Raw genomic sequence first — 20,800 nt, 5'->3', positions numbered from 1 at the left:
ACGTGGTCAACTACTCGGATATCTTGCGCAGTCTAGAGCCACACAACAGGACTCTTGTTGCGAGAGAACGCATCACCTACGACAGCCTGTGGGTGCATTCGAAGAGGCACTACGACAATTGCAGCGCATCCATTTCGTGGCGAGCCCACTGGGATGAGGTGTTGAAGGAGGCATTCGCACTTCCAATGCTGATACAAATTAGCCACAAGAACACTGTCACCAAGTACGAAGGTTTCGGTAGTGGCGAGACCTCTCCCCGCAGCAGCTAGCCTTTGGCTCGCGGGGGAGGCGGCCACTTACTTGTCTCTGCCACCATCCGACATCCCGCGACTAGTCCTGCACCTAGACATAGGCGCCTGCTCGACTCACCCACGTGGTAAGCCCGATGGGGCACCACACTCCGAAGCTCAGAAGCTCCGAACCGAGTGGTCAGATGCCTGTGGTATTTGGGACGTCAGGGCACAAATCGCGCAGGGCGAAGTGCACCAACGTTCCGGCCTCCGCATAGCTCGTCGGAACACCGCGAGAATCAAGATCCTTCACCAACGCATCACGAGCAGCGTCAGGGGTCAGTCCAATCTTGCCGATCTCGAAGCACATCTGCCGACCCTCGATGAGCAGGTCCGAGTCAGACAACGCCGGATGGACTACCCCTGGCGACGTGAGGTCTGCCAGGAACCGATTGTCGTCCGCGAATGCAGATGGCGCGAATGCGATCGCGGTGATTCCGAGGCCGACCAGAAACGCGAAGAATCTTCCCGAATCGCTAACCCGACGGCCTGTTCGCCAGTCGCGAGCTACAGGCACGCCGTTATCCATCGTTGGCGTGTCGACCTTCGAGGTCCGGTGTTGTGAGTAGAGCTTCAACGTGCAAAATCTCCTTTGATCCAGAAATCTCATCGGGACGAGGTGATCGCGAAACCGAACTGCCTTAGTGGCGCCAAGGACGCTCCGGTCCAATCTGCCGTAGCGTAGAAGAGCACCGCCGCGCCGCCGATGGTTCCTATCGTCGTTGCGCCCATTAAGCCGATGATTGCCGCTCTCTGTTGTGCCGCACTGAGAGACTGATACTGAAGAATCCATATCGCTCCGTAACGTTCACTATCGATTTCAGCGTCGGGGAAGATGCTGATCCGGGAAGTGCACAGAGCGGAATCTGTTGTGCCCCGGAGCAGAGCCATGCTTTTCTCACTCGGGCGACGATAGGAATCTTGCTGACACACCGCCGCAACGGGCGCCGACTTGCTCAAACCACCCGCAGTGACGGTGCGCGAGCTGTGCATCTGCACCCCGACAACCACGAGTAGGGCGACGACGAATAGGGCAATCGACGCAAGGCCTATCAGCTTCGCGTTATTGCGCCGTGGCAGTTGAAGCGGGTAGCGGTATGGAGTCTGCGGTGGATGGTGCGGGTGCGGGTGCAGGTAGGGCGTCGTCGATGACGAGAATATTGGCGGAGGACTTATCTGAGAGACGGGTCGAGGCGTCTGCGCCCCACCCATCGAGCCTGGCGATTGCCCCTGATGGGCTGGTCCATGTTCAGCGTTCAACGCACGACACCGCATGGACCATCAGTGAAGATGGGCCGGCCGTTAGCCTTCGTGGCGTGAATCATCTGATCCGCCTCATCGCGTTGTAATAGCCCATGGGGACGTATCACGGTACGCAAAAACCGAAGAAGGATTCAAGGTATTGGGATTCATAGTCTCTGGATTCATAGAGTTGGCCCTTATCTCCTTGGATAATGCCCGCACCGTCGCAGTCACCGGTTTCTCCGGCGACTCGCGAGTTCGGCCTTCGGGTAGCTGCTCGACGACATGAGCTTGGTTTGAGTCAGGAAAAGGCCTCGGAACTCGTTGGCCTGCACTGGACCTACCTTGGCCAGGTTGAACGTGGGCGACGAAACATTAGTCTGCACAACATCTTGAAGATCGCCCACGGCTTAGGGACCGACGCGGGCGAGTTGGTCAGTGGATTGCCGATGCTGGCCGATTGAACGCTTTCACCAGCAATGGGGCGGCCGCTGCAGTAGTTCGCGGAGAGGTGGCCCGAATACGGCGACGCCGCCAGATTGACGTGACCACGGACGTGCCGCCTTCGTCGTCTTGTCGGTTCGATGATTAGCCCCGGCGGGGCCATCGGGGTTCGGGCAGATTGCGAGAACCGGTGCAGTCGCGACCGATCAGTGTCAGTGGCTTGGTGTATTGATAGGCCACGGCACGATAAATTGATTGGAGACCGCAATGGGATTCGACGCCCACGTTCTAAAAGTGTTGATTGCGTCTCCCAGCGATACGGGTCGTGAGCGCGATGCGATCGAGAAGGCGTTACATGGTTGGAACAGCTCGCGAGCCGAGCGCGAGCAGATACAGTTGGCGCCTTGGCGCTGGGAGACGCATGCGATACCCGAACTCGGCGGGACGGCGCAGGACATCATCGATCGCCAAGCGGTCAAGACGTGTGACGTGGTAATTGCGGTTTTCAATGCCCGACTCGGGACCGCTACTGCCGACGCGGTGTCGGGTACAGCGCACGAGATCATCGAGGCACACCGAGCGGGTAAACCTGTCCACGTTTACTTCTCAACCGAGCCGTTCCCGCGAGACACGAAGCCGGACGAAATTCAGCGACTCAACGATTTCAAAGACCAGTTGCGTGGCGAAGGGCTGCTGGGCGAGTATGCGGGTATCGAGGACCTGCAGTTCAGAGTGCGCGATGCGATTGAACGCGATGTGGCTAGGATGGATCTCGGTCAGGTGATTATCCGAAGCGCCAAGGCTGACCAGGCGCGGAAAATCATGAGTTATCGAACCTCTGTAAGCGTTGTCGGCAAGGGCATGTGGAGGGTCCAAGTCTGCAATCACAGCGTTGGCCCCATCACTCGACTCAGCGTCGATGTGTCGGCAGTGGATGCGAACGGTAACCAGGTTGATGGTGTGCGCCCCTCCAAAGATGTCATATCGATGGATGAGGTCTTTAGCCGAATAATCGGCGACGGCTTGGCGAGTGGCTTCAGTCGAATGATTGGTCAGGGGTCGGCGAGAATGCTCGGCAACTCTGTTGCTTCGCAAGCGAGGCCAGCCTTGAACGATGCGTTGGTCGGGCACGTGGCCGATGGGTTTCCTTCCGGGCTCGCTCCCGACCAGTCAGCGATCGTCCTGTATGTCTTGCCCCCCGGCACAACGCCTTCTGTGGTCATGAAGTTCAACGACGAGGCTGGGAATGGCTGGTCCCGGACCAACGACGGGGACCCACAGCGCCTGACTTCATCGGCATAGTCGTTTGGGCTTTGAAATACGGGATCCACAATCGATGGCGGCCCGGATCAATCCGGTCCGAACTGGGGTGCGTCGGCGCTCCCGCCCTATGTCAAACTTCGGCAACTAGTCCACATCACAGTGGGGGTGTAGTGAGCGCACAAGCACCATCCGTCTTTGACTGGTTGCCCGCCGGGCTGGCGCCCGTCGCCCTTCGCCTAGCCCGTGCCGACGAACTTGAGTACCAGCTCGGCTGGGAATGCTTGAACTGGTCGCTTCACGCCCTCGACCTAGAGCAAGTTAAGAGAGCTGATGGTCTGCTCGACGTGGTAGTACACGCTGTGCGACCGATACCGCCAGTCGCGGCGATGCTGTTCAGTGAAATCGTGAACCACCTCCGAGCGGCAATTGACAATGTCATGTTCTATGTCGTGGAAGCCCTCGGCGGTCCACTCACCCCATCCGCAGCAGCTCAGGTAGCAATGCCAATCCAAGAGTCGGCGATCAATCTGCAGAACTGGTCGACTCGACGAAAGAAGAAAGTGCCTGGATTTGACACCGGAAAGAGCTTTAACGACGCATCGAGAGTCTTCAGCCATATAACAGCCTTGCGGTGGTAACCGCGATCTCACCCTTTGTGGGTAAACAAGACCTGCATGGCGTGCACCCGCTAACGCTGCTGCAGGGCTACTCCAACGCGGATAAACACAGGGCCATTCGTCTGACGTCCGGACGCACCATCCCCTTCCGCAGAAGCCCAGGCAAGTACGACATCACGATGCACCAAGTAGACGCGGGATTCGTCATCGCTGAGGGGCTTCCTACGAGCTCAAGGGAAGTGGACGCGACTTCCGCCGTGCATGTGCAGAGGCCTGATGGCTCGGTGTGGGTACCTCCCGGTGCTGAACTGGCTCAGATCCATAACTTTGTCTCCGATATCGCTATTCCGACTTTGATTAGCGGCGGTCCTGCATCGCCGGATATACCCCGTAAAGTCATCCTCGATGACACAGGTGTTTCGATCACTGAAGGATCGAGACAGGTGGCGCCAAGTCTGCCCATCAGCGTGTCGGCGAGGAGGCCGTTAAGAAGGCGCAAGAACTGGATGCCGAACCCCCTCCGACCCTCGCGCCGCCGCGCAAGGCTGGCAGTGAATCCAGCTAGAAGCGGGGACTTTTGGGTGGCGCAAGAAGCCTAGAACACCACTATTGAAGTATGCGCCCACCTTGGGCCGACGACACGGCTGACCCGACACGCCGGTAGGTGTCGGTGGCGGCGGGGACGATGGATGCATGTCACCGGTAGACAACGTGTGGGCCGACGCCAGTGAGCAAGGCCTCGCCTACGGATTCGCCCTGGTCGAACACCACCTGCGCGATAACGCCAGCAACTGGGGTAAGCGAGCACTGCTGTTACCTCACATGTCGGCGCGCAGGGAGCGCTATCACCAGAACTACAGCTCCAACAGTAATGTCGGTAGCGCACGCGGTAAGCCTCCTGAGCGAGGCGGACCGGTGTTAGCCGTCGACCCGCCGCTGAAGCTGTTGGAACTCGGCCTGCGACTCGCTGATGGGCAACTGTTCGGCGCGGCGACGGCTCACCCGCACGAGCTGATCGGCTGGGCAGCGGCTACGAAGGCTATTGACCTCACGACCGGCCAACGGCACCCGGGCGTGCCGCCCGAGATCGAAGAGGCGCTGCAAGACTTGCATGACGCCGGGTACAACGGCTATGCGCGACAACGCGAATGGTTCTTCGCCGCCAACTACTTTCCACCTATAGACATACTGATGGACGCGGGATATGACGTCGACTTCGTCAAGAGCTACCTTGTCGTGCTTGGGAAGTCAGCGGACAGCGTCCAGCGGATCGACAAGTTATACGTTCCGCCCTCGCAGCGGCCGCGCCCCGCGCGATGACCCTAAACCCTGAGCGCTCAGCGAAAATGAGTGACGCGCATTGATGTCAGCTGGGACGATGGCCGAATGAAGCCCACTATGCGGTGAATATTTGATTTCGACCTCGCCACCTGTGCCATCCCAATATCTTGAGCCAGTGGAAGGGACACCGTTCGGTCGCTACCGGCTCATCGAGTTACTGGGCCGTGGCGGTATGGGCGAAGTATGGCGCGGTCTCGACACGGACACGGACCGTATCGTCGCTCTAAAGCTGTTGCCCGCTGCGCTGGCAACTGATCCCACCTTCGTGCAGCGGTTTCGACGCGAGGCGTACGCCGCTGCGAAATTGAACAACCCTCATATCATCCCGATCCATAATTACGGTGAGATCGACGGCCGACTGTATGTCGACATGCGACTTGTGGAGGGCCGTGATCTACAGGAACTGCTGAGCGAAGGACCACTTGTGCCGTCGCGAGCGGTAGGGATCGTGGAACAGGTTGCGAAGGCCTTAAACAGCGCGCACAAGTCTGGTGTAGTGCACCGCGATGTCAAGCCCTCCAACATCCTGGTTGACGAGGACGACTTTGCGTACTTAATTGACTTCGGTATTGCACGTGCTGCGGATGCGACCGACCTAACTGGTACGGGCGCAACCCTCGGCACTTGGGCCTATATGGCCCCCGAGCGCTTCCGAATGGGGGGCGCTGACGCCAAGGTGGACGTCTACGCCCTCGCGTGTGTCCTCCATCAATGCCTAACTGGTAATTCAGCGTTCCCAGGTACGAGCCTGCCGGAGCAGATGCACGCGCATATTTATCTCGATCGGCCACGTCCCAGTCATCAACGTCCCGGTTTACCAACAGGATTCGACGAAGTAATCGCTCGTGGTATGGCGATAGACCCCGACAAAAGGTACGCCACAACCACCAAGCTGGCCGCTGCGGCCCGCGATGTCATCACCGTGACCGTCCCGTTGACCAATACGACACCGGCCCCTGGCAAACCTTCGTCCGTCGGAATTACGAAGTCGAACTCTTCCAAGGCGGACCCTGCGAAGCCGAGCACTGCCAAGAGCCGCGCGAACACGGCCGTGCCGAATGCCAGCCCCGCCACAGGTCCCTCGAAAGCGAGCAAGGCCAGTCCTTCCAAGGGTCCGCGCAAGGCAACCCCGACGCAGGGGCGCAGACCAGCATTTCCGCCCGACGAAGCACGGAAGTTTGCGCCCGGACCGACCAGGACCTCAGCAGGGGCATCAAGCAAGACCTGGTCGCAAGTCAAGCGGCCAAGGGACTTCTCCTCAGATAAACCGGCCAACGCAGCCGCTAAGTCCAGCAATGCTAGGTCGAGATTTCTCCAACGGATTGCACTCATAGCGGCCACGATTGCTGCCGTCGCGGCACTCACATGGGCGGACTCGCAAGAAGATCACCCAGACAAGCCCGCGCATACAACTACTTCTGCGCCGGTGAGTACAGCGTCGCCAGCACTCCCTGCGGGCAGCCCCGCCATCGCGAAGACCGATGTGCAGACGACTATTGCCATTTCTGGCAATCAGCTCGTCAGTGGCTTTCGCGAGGTATATAACTCGCCTGATAGGCGTCTGTCATTGTGCGGCGAGCCCTCGCCCGCAGCCGTGACAGCGGATGTCTACCTCTGTGAGCCATACGCGGAAGGCGCGAGCGTGTGCTGGACGGCAGCGCCCACGTCAATCTTGTGCCTCGATGACCCATGGTCCAAAGGACTGCGTCGATACACCTACACGACACCGCTTCATCAGGTCTATCCCGAGGACAACCCAAAGCCTTATGCGTTACTACTGGACGACGGCACCCGGTGTCGTCTAATGGTTGGAGGTACACGCTGGGTTCGCCCTGATGGCTACCGACAGGCCTACAGCTGCGGCATAAAGATGGGTTCAGACCTGTCGGTCATGGTGCCCTCTGACTCGAACCCGATAAACCGATCTTCACCACTATGGACGGTTATGGTCGGCGTGAACGATTCGGCGTTAGAGACCCATTCAGTTGCTACAGCCTGGTTCGCTGGCGCTGAAGGTGATGGCTGACATCACGCACGCAACTGAGGAACGGTTGTCTTCGCGGCTTCTGGCCATGGTGCGGACTAAGAACTTGGGCCTTCGGGAGTGCAGTACCTGCGTTCTATCGCGATTAAACGCGGTAATGCTCGCTCGTAAGCAACAGGGCGGGACCTGCTGGCGCCTCAAATGGTCGTTGCAGGACCGAGCAAGACTGCAGTGTTGCTCTGCCGACCGATCATTCCAACCGTTAGGTTGGCCCGATGGATGTGTCAACGCTCGCCTCACTCCTTGCTGCGCTGGGCACTGGTGGCGCAATCGGGCAGTATGTCGGAGCGGCCGGAGCACGCCGTGAGATACGCAGTGCGTTCCTAAGAGCCATCGCAATCGTCGAGGAAGCACGTTTTTCCAGGGCCCCGAATGGAGAGGACTTCCCGGCATTTGTTACCGCCATTCGTGACCTGGAAACGGCTGGGCTACTTGCCCGCATCCCCAGACGTGCAGTGCAACATTACGTAGTTCTCGCTCGCGCCGCCCGCTATTCGAGTGGCGACGCGGTCGAGTTCGACCCTGTTGATCAGGAGTTCTGGGGCAGCATTGCCCCTTCTTTCGACACCCTCCTCCGCGACACCGCTGAAATCCTCACGCGGCTGGCCTGGAATCCCTGGAAGTCGCAACTGACACTCGACCGCCAGTTGAAGAAGCTACGCAATCGCGCCTTGAGGCTCGACAATCGCTCGATCAAGCATCACCTTGCTCTAGCCCAGAAGTACTACTACGTACTCCGTGGCCCGCTCGGACAGCTTCCGGGTATCGACGAGTCCGCCGACTAGGCAACACCTTTCGGCACGGCTTCTTGGAACGTGGCAGATGCAACCACAACACCTATACCCGCCGGAACGTACGGCGGTATGGGTTGTTCTTCCGACCATTCCGCAAGCGGCCCATTGATCGCCTTTACAATGACGCCTGCAATGCGCCACTGATTCGTCTCAGAATGGCGGAACACTAGCGGCCCGCCCGAGAATCCTGGATTCACTATGGCATCGATGTTGCGGACCGGTGAGACTTTCGCCGGATACCGGATTCTGCGGGTGCTTGGCTCCGGGGGCATGGGCGAGGTTTACCTGGTCCGGCATCCCAACCTGCCCCGCCATGATGCCCTCAAGATTCTTCGCGCCGAGGTGTCCAGCGACACGTCGTTCCGGGATCGGTTCATCCGCGAAGCGGACTTGGCCGCAGTTCTACGCCATCCCCACATCGTCGGAATACACGACCGAGGCGACCACGAGGGCCAGTTGTGGATCGCGATGGACTACATCGACGGCACCGACGCGGCTCAGCTGATACAACGGCGATACCCGGCAGGCATGCCTGCCGAACTTGCTCTTCGCATCGTTGCCGCTGTCGCCAGCGCGCTGGATTATGCACACAAGAAGGGCCTGTTGCACCGAGACGTCAAGCCCGCCAATATCATGATCGCTGAGTTCGACAGCGATGATGAACAGGTTTATCTCGCCGACTTCGGTATTGCCCGCCCATTGGATGACACCAGCGGCATCACGACTACCGACATGACCGTGGGCACTGTCGCCTACGCCGCGCCCGAACAACTGATGGGTCAGCACCTGGACGGGCGAACTGATCAGTACGCGCTCGCCGCCACCGCCTACCACCTGCTTTCTGGCGTGCAGTTGTTCCCACACTCCAATCCAGTCCTCGTGATCAGCCGTCATCTCAACACGACCCCGCCCAATTTGGGCGAGCGTCGCCCAGATTGTGCATTCCTGGACGAGGTGCTTCAGATAGCGCTGGCCAAAAGCCCGCAGGACCGGTTCCCGTCGTGTTCGGCGTTCGCGGCGGCCCTAGTGGATGAGTCCCGTGCTGGACAGGGAGCAGCGTCTACAAACGCTACGACCTACGCGGCACCGAAATTACACAATTGGGCCGCCTCGTCGACGGCAGCGTCTGCCAAACCCGCAAGAGCGTCGCGGCGGGCATGGGTTGGCTTGGGAAGTGTCGTCGCAATCATGCTGTTGATCGGCGTTGTGACCTTGACTTGGCGTCCTTGGGAACCGGCTCGGCAGCAGGCTCGGCAGCAGCCGTCTACGCCGTCGGCCAGCCCGACCACGGCGCTGATGTCGTTGACCGGCAAGTGGTCTGGGTCCGTTTCCGGCGCCCAATCGGGTTTCGATGTGGTCGCCGACATCGTTGACGACGCACAGCTATCGGGCACGGTGAGCTACCCGCAGCTCTACTGTGGCGGGATATGGACTCAGTACGGCTCCGCAGGCGACGGAGTGCGGTTAATTACCGAAACGATCACGCAGGGCAGCTGCGTAAACTCGGACGTCACTCTCACCCCGCAGAATGATGGCACGCTCTCCTTCACGTCCACGTACTACGCGGCGTCTAGACAACTTGACATCACCATATACGCGACTATGCGCCGCTCGGCCCGATGATTGGCGGGGACATTGATGTTGGGGGCGTTCAACCGGGGCGTCCGAGCCGTCGAAATGCCGCCACTCGCTAAAGGACGCGGCAGCCTTACGAGCACGGCCATACCCGAGTTCAGCACCGCCATCGCCGCCTGCGGGACGTCCCCGACGACCCGGTCTACGAACCGCTCGCCCGGGCAAACAGATGACTACCGCCGCAAAGCGAGCTGCGCGTGCGATCAAATCGCCGTCAGGCCCCGCAGAGTTGTGGCGGTCTCGAAGAGACGACACACGAGTGCATCGAAGGTCATTCGCATAATTCCGGAATGAGCAATTGATTGCACCGTGATGTACAGAGTTGGCCGCTGGCGGACGATCAACACGCAATTCCTCTTTCGGCAGCTCGATCATCCGTTTATCTTGAGGCAGTGGAGGGGACGCCGTTCGGGCACTACCGCTTGATTGAGTTATTCGGTCGCGGCGGGATGGGTCAGGTGTGGCGGGCCCACGACACCGAGGCCGATCGGATCGTGGCCATCAAGGTGTTGCCCGCACACCTATCGGAGGACAAAGAGTTCCAGAAGCGGTTCCGGCGCGAAGCCCATGCGGCAGCACGCTTGAACAGCCCCCACGTCATTCCCATCCACCGCTACGGGGAGATTGACGGTCGCCTATACCTCGACATGCGACTAATCGATGGCCGCGACCTGGCCACCGTGCTGGCCAACGGACCGTTGGACCCGACCCGGGCTGTAAACATCGTAGGCCAGGTAGCCAAGGCGTTGCGTGCCGCCCATGAGGTGGGTCTGCTGCACCGCGACATCAAACCTTCCAACATCCTGCTCGATCGCGACGACTTCGCGTACCTGATTGACTTCGGGATCGCACGCATGCAGGACGAGACGCGAATGACCAAGTCCGGCAGCGTCATCGGTACCTATCTATACATCGCACCCGAACGATTAACCCTTGGGGCCGACGAAGACGCCCGCGCCGACATCTACTCGCTAGCCTGCGTGCTCTACGAATGCCTAACTGGCAGCCCACCGTTTCCGGGCGAGACCATGTCCCAACTCGTCGGGGCACACCTGTACGCCTCGGCACCGCGACCTTCGATGAGCCAACCGCAGGTGCCCCTTGCAGTCGATGACGTCATAGCGCGCGGCATGGCCAAACACCCCGACGATCGGTACGCCACAACGGTGGAGTTGGCCGATGCCGCTCGCGACGCGATCACGCAGCACGTTCCCCTACCGGTGCCCGCCCCACCATCGGATCTTCCGGGGCAAGCGGAGTCCAATCCGGGCGACGCCAGCGCGGGTCCGCCGCCCCCCACGACCACAAGCCCCGACGAGCGCCTGGCCCCGACGCCTACCGTCGCAGCGATTTCCAAACCCTTGGATCCTGTTGCGAAAGCGGGAGACCGGGAGCCGGTGGTGTCGCCACGAGCCCCGAGGCGACGGATCATCGCCGGTAGTGGAGTTGCGGCAGCCATAGTGGCGATCGTGGTCGTGGCGGCGCTCATCGGCCTGGATCGGGGTTCGACGGCGACACCCGCCGCGCGCATAACATCAACAACGCCTAGGCCGATGGTGGGCCCCGACCGCATGGACTCGATCTTGCTCAGCGCAATGGAAGTGGCAACGGTAATGGGCGTTTCTGACATGCCAAAGGTCGGGGCAATCGCTCATGTCCCTTTCGACCCGCCGGATGAGGTGTCCAATTCGGACTGTCTGGGAACGGTCTTCATCGGCGAGAAGCCAGTGTATGCGGGCAGCGGATACACCGCGATGAGCCTTCAGGTGCTTGCAGACTCGGAAACCGTAAGCCGCTTTGTCCAGCAGGGCGTGGTGCACTTTCCATCGGCTGAAAAGGCTCTGAGCTTCATCAAGAACTCGGCGACCAAATGGCGGACGTGTGCTGGGCAAACGGTGACCTGGACAAGCGGCGGCGGTCAATTCCGATGGGCCATCGGCGATCTCGCCGGAGACGCTTCGACAATTGCACAGCCGAAAACGCTAACAGGCGATGGAAGCATCTGCCAGCGCGTCCTCAGCGCAGTATCGAATCTGGTCATCGATGTCAACGCCTGCGGCCCTCGGCTCAGTGACCAAGCCCGTCAGATCGCCAGCAAGATCGCAGCCCAAGCTGGCTGACTATCGCCATCTCTGGACGCCTGACCACTGGTCGGTGACCGTCAGACCGTACTCGGAAGTGACATCGGCGCGTCACGACCTCCAATTCTTGGGTGTCTAGAATATGACCACATATGAGACACCGATAGCACCGTGCCTTACGTAAGCATTCGCCCAGGTCGGGCAATCTCAATAGTCCGTCTCAGAAATAGATGTCGCGAAAATTGCGTTCTAATGATTGGTGAGACACGAACGCGAACTTCAAGCAGCCAGGCAGCTCGCTGGCACGAGAATTGGCTACACCCGCGTGAGCACTGTCGCCCAGACCCTTGATCAGCAGAACGCCGTACTTGAGGCAGCAGGCGTTACGAAAACTTTCTCGGACGTGATGTCCGGTGCCCGCGATGACCGACCGGGACTCACTGCCTTAATGGATTACGTCCGTTCCGGCGACACTGTTGTTGTATGGAAGCTGGATCGACTGGGGCGCAACACACTTCATATCTTGGAGACGGTCAAAGCACTCACTGCGCGTGGCGTCACGCTAGTGTCGACTTCTGACGGGATCGATTCCTCAACACCGGCTGGGCGAATGATGATCGGGGTACTTGGCTCGCTCGCTGAGTACGAGCGGGAGCTGACGAAAGAACGAACCGCCCTCAAACGAGCGGCATCTCGCGCCAACGGCACTAAATTTGGCCGTCCGCGAAAGGTGGACGACGCGGAGCATATTGCCACTGCCATGCGCATGAAGTCCGATGGGCATACGGCCAGGGCTATTGCCAAGTATCTCGGTGTCAGCCGCGCGACTCTCTATCGGTACCTCGCCACGGCTTGACCATCGGTGTCGGCCACCCATTTCTCGACCGACCCGCACTGTGCGTCAGCGCCCATACCGTCGTTACCAGCAGACGCGACTACCCGAGATAGAGGTCGACAAACGAAGACTTAAGCCGCACAACAGAGGAGAATGAGATGAACCATTCAAGACAAGCTGGCACCGATTTACCGAAGGGGCACAACGTGAATGACGGCGCGGCGCTATGGGGAGGCCCCCCTGCGGCAGAGATCGAAGTGGGTCTGCAGCGCCTGATAGCTCGGTTATACAGCGAGATGCGCTGCCATCCCACGGTCGCTGAACTCGACGAGCAAGTCTATGCTGCCCAGCCCGCACCTGAGATCGTTGAGGCAATAGCTGACGCTGCCAGAGTTTTTCACGAGGACGTAGGGCGCGAACCCTCGGCTTTCGAATTGCAGGCGGGGTTGGTGCTTGCTGATACGCGGGCGGCACTCATTACCTACCTGGAACTGGAAATCCAAGTAGGCGATCGGGTTATGTGGGCCGAAACCGATGACAACGGACAGCGCCTGCATCAAAATATTGATGGCCGCGACGACATCATTGTCCCCGTCTTTGGCACCGTAATCGCCCAACCTGACGGGTGGCGCGGCGACAACGTCATCAGCCGCGACGATGGGCGCACCGTGGTCGTTGGGCGCAAGTGGCTAGTCAGCCAAACGGATTCGGCTGTCTGATAGACGCGAGACCACTAAACGCTGCGTCGATCGCGGCATTCGATCGTATTGCGGGCCAATTAGTGCAGCGACAAAATGAGCAACGGCCCGCAGGTGCAGCATTCTTGTCACCGTCGACACACCTGATCGAAGGAGTTTGGCCGCCTTCGCTAGACAGGGCCCGACAGCTTCGGGCCGACGCTTTTCTTGATCATCGCTCAGCAGTTACCTCGGGGGTGCTTACCTCGCAGGTATTTACCCGCGAAGCGACCGGAGCCTCAACGAGGAGGCATCGCCTGCCCGGAGATCGATTCAGCTGGCTACGCGGAAAGGGGTAGCGTTTGATCCCGTCGGACCAAACGAAGTCGTCCGGTGGTTACGTAGGCCAGTACTCCGGTGACGTAGTCGGCGCTCGGTTCGGGGGTCATCGGGAGCCCACCAGCACGGCAATGAGTACCTCCCGTTGCTCGGAGGTGAGGCCCGCCATGCTGGCGCCGCGCGGCCCCGCACTGGCCTCCTCAGGACGGATGGTCATGCCGTCTTTCTCGAAACCGAACGGGCGTCGGGTGCCCTGAAACTTGCCAGTCGAGCCCGACCTGGTGCTTGGCCGTCATGATGCGCTCGAATATGTGCTTCAGCTGTTGCCAGTAGCTGTTAATCGATGTGATGAGTCGGCTGCCCCAGCGGTGTCGGCGGAAACTGATCTACTCCGGGCACGACGAAAGCAGTTTTGCACGGGCGGCACGTTACCTTGGCCATTGGCGAACAGGCAGCGCTTCCACGATCCGTCTGGGCGGATCGGGCCGTCGCAGTACGTGGCGAATACCTGAGTTTCACAACCGGGCATAGGGTCACCCGGGTAAGCATCGGCCATAGGGCTGGCTGCCAACGCAATACCGGCAGCGGCGGCTACAGCCGCGCAAGACAGAGCAGCATTAAATTTCAGAAATTATCCTCCCATGTGCTGCGTGGTTTACCTTATAGACGCGGTGACAACCTGCGTTTCGCAGTGCCGTGCGTCCGGCGAAGCGTCACGTAGGACACGTGGCCTACAGATTGCTCCCGGACACATCAATAACCCATGACATCGTCGCGTCTTGGTTGCAGCGAAGAATTTGAGCGGATACTGCAAAAAGCTCGTTGTGCCCGGCACCGACCGGTTGAACCACATTAGGCGGATCCGGAGGTGCCCAGGCCTGCCTCTCGACACCGCGAACGCGCGAAGGTCCAGTGCAGTCGATCAGTCCCAGAATCCGCCCGCTTGGTCGCCGGTTGTTCGTATGATCCCCGTATGCCGCTAACCGAGGGCCAGATTTTTGCGGATTACCGGATTGTCCGCCTGCTCGGTTCAGGCGGGATGGGTGAGGTTTATTTAGCCGAACATCCCAGACTTCCTCGCCGGAATGCACTCAAGGTGCTCCCAGTCGAAATATCCGGTGATATGGACTACCGCGCCCGGTTCAACCGCGAGGCCGATCTCGCCTCCAAGCTGTGGCATCCGCACATCGTCAGTGTCCACGACCGAGGCGAGCACAACGGGCAGTTATGGCTCGCGATGGACTACGTCGATGGTCTCGACGCAGCTCGTCTTCTCACCAGCAAGTTCCCCGCAGGAATGCCAGTCGATCGAGTCGTGCAGATCGTCACCGCTGTCGCCAGCGCGCTCGACAATGCCCATAGGCGGGGACTGCTGCACCGGGATATAAAGCCTGCCAACATAATGCTGACTGACGCCACTGAGGACGAGCAGCGAATCCTGTTGACCGACTTCGGCATTGCACGCGACATAGACGACATCAGTGGCCTGACAGCCACCAACATGACGGTCGGCACGGTCGCCTACTCGGCCCCTGAACAACTGATGGGGGACGAGGTCGACGGTCGGGCCGATCAATACGCGCTTGCCGCGACCGCGTACCACCTACTGACTGGATCCCATCTCTTTCCGCACTCCAATCAGGCGGTTGTGATCAGCCGCCATCTGAACTCACCGCCACCATCCATGGCAAGTATCAGAACCGACCTAGGCCGCCTCGACGATGCGTTAGCAAAGGCTCTCGCCAAGGAGCCCGCCGACCGATACCCCACGTGTACCGCATTCGCGCGAGCGCTTGCGGGTGACACGATCCCCCACCAAGCGACGGCGCCATCGGCGGAACACACACACCCGTCACCAGTAACGCTTCCGTCGTCTTCACCGGCGGCGCGTCGCCCACCGACCCGGTTCCTGGTCGCGTCCGCCGTAGTGATGCTGATTCTTGTTGCTGCTGGTCTGGTGTTGTGGCAGCCAGGGTCATCCCGGGACGACGCGGCGAGCACAGCGGCAACATCGGCCACCGCACCGACCACCGCCGCGACCACGACCCTTTTGACGCCGATATCGTCACCTCCACCTCCACCTCCGCTGTCAACCACGACCAGCTCGCCGCCAGAACCGACGACGACGCTGCCGAGATATCCGGCGGCCGGTGTCCTCGGCGATTGGTGTTCGACCCCCGACGCAATCGGCACAGGCCCAGGAGGGGTCCTTTACTACTGTGCGCGCGTCCAGTATTCCGACGCTCACAAGTGGTCACTTACGCCAGGCGTCATCCCAACTACACTTGCAAAGCCCAATATCCCGCCCGGCAGCATCTGCATGGTTCCGGGAAGCACGGTAGAGAACTCGGCTGGTCAAACATTGTCGTGCGACCCAGCGATAACCGGCGGATGGACCTGGCAGTTCGGCGGGCCCAACTAGCGACTCGTAGTCGCGGAACTCCAATCAAGTCTTCCCCCAAGAAGGCCCCGGGCCCTCCATGGAAATGTCACGAAACTGCTGGTCGGGGCCTAATCCGTATTGCGCCAGCAGAAAGCGTTTGGCCTCCACTGCAATCTGGGTGGCCGATAGGTTAGGCGTGGCCCGGACCGTTGAGTCGATTCCTGATGAGGACGCACCCCTGGTCGTGGTAGGGCTTTCCGTCGACTCGCAACCGCTTGTCAGCAGTGCGGCGCTACAAGCGAGTGCCGCCGCTCGCCGCTGCTCGATTGATATCCATGGCTACCCATGTTCCTTAACGGCACCGATGCGGTGCGCCATAGCCCGTTCAGACCCGCCGTTGCCGAAGATAGCAACTCTTATTGCCGCAAAGGAGCCTAGGTGCGTGCTCGACGTTTGCAAGATTGTCGACCGACGCCCGCCCATGGGTTTGCCCGACGAGCCAGGTGGCGTCGCTTCCCACCAGGCCCACCCTGCACGCCGCACATCGACATGGCGGAGCCCGGAGATCTAGCAACCGATGCATTAGCCAGACGAACGGCGATTCGGACCAGTCTATTGGCCCCGGGGGAGCCACCAGTGGTTGCTGAAAATGACTGGATATCAACGGTTATGGCCAATATTCTCACTGAATGGTGGTGTCAGACACTCATGTGGAGTCGGGCAAGATCGTAGGTGACGTTCGAGTAGCGCCCGACGGCGACCTGACGGTCGCCGGGATGGTCACAGGCACGGTCACAGTGCAATCGGGCGGACACGCGCAGATCAGCGGCATGGTTGGCGGGCTGGTGGTTGAGCCAGGTGGCAGGGCAGAACTCCACGGCATGTGCACTGGCAACGTCACAAACCACATCGGGGGCGAATTATTTATCGAAGGTAGCGTGCACGGTTCGTTGGCCGGACGATCGAACACCTACGTCGCGCCTGGTGCCTATATCGGACGATAGGTGGCGTACCCCCCAAGTAATTGGCTCACGCGGCGCGTTCGCGCGCAAGCGTCGTCTGCGTATGGCTTCCCCTTCGAGAAGGATGAGCGGTCACCAAGCATCAACTCAGAGAATTTGGTGTCCCGTACCCGCAATAGCAGTACGGTGCTTCCCATGCGGCTGGGGATCGGCGGTAGCGTATTCGGCATTAGGGGCGGCATCTCGACTCGGGGGATCGGGGTAGGGCTTGGCCCACTATCGGCGGGCACTTCCTGGCGAGGCTCACGCGGAGGTAGCGGCAGCATTGGACTCCTCGCATGGATACTCGGCGGTGCGCTTATTTTCTTCGCCGCCGCCTGGCCGTACCTACTAGGCACATTCCTCGCCGTCCGCAGTGGTGCCGAAAACCCATCAACCGCCCGATTCGTGACCGGCTGGTGTTTGGAAGTCATTTACGTCGCTGGCTTGCTGGCATGGTTTCTAATTGCTCGCGAGCGAAAGGCTCACCAAGCGGTTCTGGAAGATCAGCGGATGACGTCGTTGATTGCCTCAGGCGTTGTCTACGAAGCCCAACACGGACGTTCGGCGGTATACCGACACGGCACATGCGCGGTAAACCACAAGACATTTGACACTGCGACCAACTGCCGCAAGTCTGCGCCGCCCTCGAATCCCTTTCCCAACGGTCCTCCCGTGATACCACCCCCATCCAACAGATCCGCTGCCCTTTTTGCTGGCGTCCTGCTGGGCGTCGGGCTCGTGGCGGGGCTGGTGATTCTCCTGGTCGATCCGATCCACAAAATTCCTTCCCCCGCAGAACAAGCAAGGGCGAAACCCTGCTCTGCGTCCACCTCGATTGACGGAACGCGCAGCGCTACCACCATGCCGGATTTCATCGGTCAAAACGCCGAAGCAGTTGAAACCCGGCTCAAAGGAATGGGTCTAAACAATGTGACGCTTTCCTCGGCCAACCCCAAGTACAAATCGGTTTGGGTGGCATCAAATTGGACAGTATTCAGTACCGATCCAGCCCCGGGCTGCTCAATCAATAGCTCCACTAGTCTTATCGTCTACGTCACGAAAGGCTAATCAAGCCCGCTTTCGGTGGCGGGGTCACGTCGTCACGCGGACTGTTAGTGACAGTCAATCCATTCAAGGTCCAACACTGTCGGAGGCTTAGGTCCACGCACCGCCGTCAGCTGCTCGGCGGCTACCCGAAGTAACGCAGCTTCGCCGCACGATGGTTTGGAGAGGCGGTCAGATGTGCCGCGAACGGCACCACGTGATGTACTTAACGACGGCCTTTGATGGCCGGTAATCCCCGGTAATTTAGTGCGTATTTTGCCGGTAACCGGCAAAATATCGGTAATGACCTGTATCTTATTGCCTGCCCTGAATAAAAGGAATAGCATCAAAACCGCCTCACCGATATCTGACTGTATTTGGCGGTGCTTGCGAATGGCTAACGAAATCCGTGTCGGTCGTGTTGGGGTATTTTGGCGACACCGTGCGCCAGAAGAGGGTAGCGGCACACCTGGTGCGCTGACCAACGGCTGCTGTGCCACCACCAGGGTTGACTTCTGGCCATCATGTCATCGCCAGGTGTCCGTTACACCGCTCCCGATCGCGATCGATAAAGCTCGTGGCTGACTTTGTCATCGGTGTCGACGCGCACAAGCGCAACCACACCTTCGTCGCCGTCGATCACGTGGGCCGCAAGCTCGCCACCAAAACCGTCGACGCCACCGCAGCTGGACATCAGGCGGCCATCCGCTGGGGACGTGCCACCTGTTCCCCCGGCAGCCGTCTGTGGGGAGTCAAGGATCTGCGCGGCTTGACAAGGTGGCTGGAAACCGAGCTGCTCAACGCCGACGAGGCAGTGGTCCGCGTTCCGTCTAATCTAACGGCCCGCCAACGCGCCTCAGCACGCTCGGCGGGCAAATCAGACGCCATCGACGCGCTGGCGGTCGCGCGTGCTGCCCTTCGCGAACCCGACCTTCCGATAGCACGACACGATGACTACTCCCGCAACACCAAACTGCTCGTCGACCGGCGCGACGACCTCGTGACGATGAGGGTGGGCCTGTTCAATCGCGTACTCGCGCGCCTGCACGAAATCGACCCGGAACTACCACCTGCCCAACTCGTGCTGCGCTACACCAAGCACCGGCAATCCGCGCTAGCCCGTCTCAAAGCCGAGGAGGGTGTGCTTGCTGAGGTAGCCCGCGATGAACTGCTCCAAGCGTCAGCGCTCAGCGACGCTATCCGCATCATCGACAAGCGAATCAAGAAAATCGTTAAGACCGGTGCACCCGCGTTGTACAGCATCGACGGATGCGGACCTCTCATGGCCGCCAAGATCATCGGAGAGACAGCTGACATCACCCGCTTCGCGACCGAAGCCAAATACGCCCGGTACGTCGGCATGGCCCCCCTGCCCCACCACTCAGGCGGCAAGTCGGTACATGTCCGCGCCACCAAAGCGGGTAACCGGCAACTCAACCGCGCGCTGCACACCATCGCCATGGTCCATATCCGCCGAGGCGGGCACGGCGAGCAGTACTATCGCAAACGCCGCGACGAAGGAGATAACCACCGGCAGGCTATCCGGTGTTTGAAACGGTACGTGTGCCGCGCGGTCTACCACGCCCTTGCCGCCGATACCAAGGCCCGCGCGGGATAGCACAACGTCTTCGAGTCAGAACTGAGTAGGGGCCGACAACGCATCGCAAGCCGCGCGGCCCGAAACACCGAGCTTTGCTCAGGCGCTTGACAAGTCGTGTTCGTCGAGCCAAATCCCCCGGCGTCGAAACGCTGCCGGAGTTGCGAGCCGAGCATATCTGCGCCCCGACGGCAAATCTGACACCCACCACTCCTCATCGAGAAAGCGGCAGGGCTTGCCCGTCCAGGGTGGCGCGGGTACCTCCGCCTGCGCCGCAATGTATTCCACCGCAGCCGCGAGCAGAGCATCAAATTTGCGGTCACCTACTAGCGGTGGCTCGTCGGCAATTAAGTCCACCGCAACCTCGCCCACCTCACCTGCGCCTCGAATCAGCTCCCACACGGTGCGTAGCCGGTAACCGTCGTCACTGGGGTGGCGCAGCATTGCGCACGCAATCTCCACCGCACTGCAGTAGTTGTCAATCTCGACCGACGGATCCTCCCAAATACATGACCGTTTAGGCACTTGCAATGCTAGCCACCCTCGACAGGCGGTGGAAAGAACCGACGCTTGGCGCAATCCCAGGCGTATGCCCGCGACGGGCATTGCGATTTGGGGTGGGGCATCGTCTAAAGGCGATAGTCTTGGTCCAAGGGGTGTTGAGTTGCCAGACGTGACGATCCGGGGGTCTATCGGCTGCCGCCGTGGCACGTATCGACGCAGAGGCTGCACGTCTGGGACTCTCTCGTAGTGAACATTTGCGGCACATAGTCGCAGGAAGCGATCACAGCCCAGATCAACCTCGCGCTGCAGGGTGGAAGACCTCCGACGTATAGCGGTGACCGCGAAAGATCTCACTGACCCGCAGGTAATGGACTCCGCGTGGCGATAACCACCCGCTGATCTGAGACGACCTTCCGTCATCTCCCACGCAACCGCATCCGATAAGCCCTGGCCGCGCCGAATCTCCGCCTTCCGGTTGCAAGTCAGGCGCAACTAGTCACCGGTGACTACCAGCGACCCCTGATAGCGCATCGATTGCGGCCCGCCTCGTCGTATCCTAGGAACTGCTGAAAGTTGGTAACCGCGTCGAGAATCGGGGTGCTGGCCTGACTCCGTTAACTTCCCCATGTTTGCCGGGGGTGTGCTCCCACGATTTGTCGGTCGGGC

At 60.2% G+C, this 20,800-nt stretch carries 17 protein-coding genes; 15 read left to right on the top strand and 2 right to left on the bottom strand.

The genetic code is table 11. The annotated features are described in order from the left end of the window. Positions 1-429: 429 nt before the first annotated feature. Positions 430-867, bottom strand: a complete 438-nt coding sequence (locus AC5Y3Z_RS02300; protein WP_473139122.1) for a DUF732 domain-containing protein — start codon at positions 865-867, stop codon at positions 430-432. Between the two features lie 877 nt (positions 868-1,744). On the opposite strand from AC5Y3Z_RS02300, the gene AC5Y3Z_RS02295 reads away from it, so the two are divergent. From AC5Y3Z_RS02295 to AC5Y3Z_RS02250, 10 genes are all read left to right on the top strand, one after another. Beyond that, positions 1,745-1,996, top strand: coding sequence for a helix-turn-helix domain-containing protein (locus AC5Y3Z_RS02295; protein ID WP_473139121.1), 252 nt, complete (start codon positions 1,745-1,747; stop codon positions 1,994-1,996). Between the two features lie 247 nt (positions 1,997-2,243). After that, positions 2,244-3,278, top strand: coding sequence for a DUF4062 domain-containing protein (locus tag AC5Y3Z_RS02290; protein ID WP_473139120.1), 1,035 nt, complete (start codon positions 2,244-2,246; stop codon positions 3,276-3,278). 131 nt (positions 3,279-3,409) lie between these two features. After that, positions 3,410-3,877: a hypothetical protein gene (locus AC5Y3Z_RS02285; RefSeq protein WP_473139119.1), complete on the top strand. Its 468-nt coding sequence runs from the start codon at positions 3,410-3,412 to the stop codon at positions 3,875-3,877. A gap of 690 nt (positions 3,878-4,567) precedes the next feature. Continuing rightward, positions 4,568-5,176: a hypothetical protein gene (locus AC5Y3Z_RS02280; RefSeq protein WP_473139118.1), complete on the top strand. Its 609-nt coding sequence runs from the start codon at positions 4,568-4,570 to the stop codon at positions 5,174-5,176. Positions 5,177-5,312: 136 nt separating this feature from the next. After that, on the top strand, positions 5,313-7,223 hold the full coding sequence (locus tag AC5Y3Z_RS02275) for a serine/threonine-protein kinase (protein ID WP_473139117.1): 1,911 nt from the start codon (positions 5,313-5,315) through the stop codon (positions 7,221-7,223). Between the two features lie 233 nt (positions 7,224-7,456). Further along, a complete protein-coding gene (locus tag AC5Y3Z_RS02270; RefSeq protein WP_473139116.1) occupies positions 7,457-8,026 on the top strand; it encodes a hypothetical protein in 570 nt (189 codons plus the stop codon). A gap of 216 nt (positions 8,027-8,242) precedes the next feature. Next, the gene (locus AC5Y3Z_RS02265) at positions 8,243-9,658 is read left to right on the top strand and encodes a serine/threonine-protein kinase (RefSeq protein WP_473139115.1); all 1,416 of its coding nucleotides are present in this window, start codon (positions 8,243-8,245) and stop codon (positions 9,656-9,658) included. A gap of 404 nt (positions 9,659-10,062) precedes the next feature. Beyond that, the gene (locus AC5Y3Z_RS02260; RefSeq protein WP_473139114.1) at positions 10,063-11,790 is read left to right on the top strand and encodes a serine/threonine-protein kinase PknH/PknJ; all 1,728 of its coding nucleotides are present in this window, start codon (positions 10,063-10,065) and stop codon (positions 11,788-11,790) included. Between the two features lie 220 nt (positions 11,791-12,010). Further along, the gene (locus AC5Y3Z_RS02255; protein WP_473139113.1) at positions 12,011-12,607 is read left to right on the top strand and encodes a recombinase family protein; all 597 of its coding nucleotides are present in this window, start codon (positions 12,011-12,013) and stop codon (positions 12,605-12,607) included. 137 nt (positions 12,608-12,744) lie between these two features. Continuing rightward, entirely contained in the window at positions 12,745-13,305 is a 561-nt protein-coding gene (locus AC5Y3Z_RS02250; protein WP_473139112.1) for a hypothetical protein, read from the top strand. A gap of 613 nt (positions 13,306-13,918) precedes the next feature. Here the strand turns inward: AC5Y3Z_RS02250 and AC5Y3Z_RS02245 are convergent. After that, the gene (locus AC5Y3Z_RS02245) at positions 13,919-14,131 is read right to left on the bottom strand and encodes a CDGP domain-containing protein (protein ID WP_473139278.1); all 213 of its coding nucleotides are present in this window, start codon (positions 14,129-14,131) and stop codon (positions 13,919-13,921) included. 444 nt (positions 14,132-14,575) lie between these two features. Here AC5Y3Z_RS02245 and AC5Y3Z_RS02240 point away from each other — a divergent pair, with 444 nt between their 5' ends. The 5 genes from AC5Y3Z_RS02240 to AC5Y3Z_RS02220 all read left to right on the top strand — a co-directional run bounded on the left by AC5Y3Z_RS02240 (position 14,576) and on the right by AC5Y3Z_RS02220 (position 20,466). Continuing rightward, positions 14,576-16,024, top strand: a complete 1,449-nt coding sequence (locus AC5Y3Z_RS02240) for a serine/threonine-protein kinase (RefSeq protein WP_473139111.1) — start codon at positions 14,576-14,578, stop codon at positions 16,022-16,024. A 650-nt stretch (positions 16,025-16,674) separates the two neighbouring features. Further along, the gene (locus AC5Y3Z_RS02235) at positions 16,675-16,989 is read left to right on the top strand and encodes a hypothetical protein (protein ID WP_473139110.1); all 315 of its coding nucleotides are present in this window, start codon (positions 16,675-16,677) and stop codon (positions 16,987-16,989) included. 153 nt (positions 16,990-17,142) lie between these two features. Next, entirely contained in the window at positions 17,143-18,057 is a 915-nt protein-coding gene (locus AC5Y3Z_RS02230; protein WP_473139109.1) for a PASTA domain-containing protein, read from the top strand. A 484-nt stretch (positions 18,058-18,541) separates the two neighbouring features. Continuing rightward, positions 18,542-19,651: an IS110 family RNA-guided transposase gene (locus AC5Y3Z_RS02225; RefSeq protein WP_473139108.1), complete on the top strand. Its 1,110-nt coding sequence runs from the start codon at positions 18,542-18,544 to the stop codon at positions 19,649-19,651. 683 nt (positions 19,652-20,334) lie between these two features. Then, positions 20,335-20,466 carry a hypothetical protein gene (locus AC5Y3Z_RS02220; protein WP_473139107.1) on the top strand — a complete coding sequence of 44 codons (132 nt, stop codon included), beginning with the start codon at positions 20,335-20,337 and terminating at the stop codon, positions 20,464-20,466. The last annotated feature ends 334 nt before the right edge of the window (positions 20,467-20,800 follow it).

This window comes from Mycobacterium sp. NGS61, from assembly GCF_059812325.1.
Note: the sequence above shows the minus strand (reverse complement) of the source record. Positions and strands in the feature narration are given on the sequence as shown.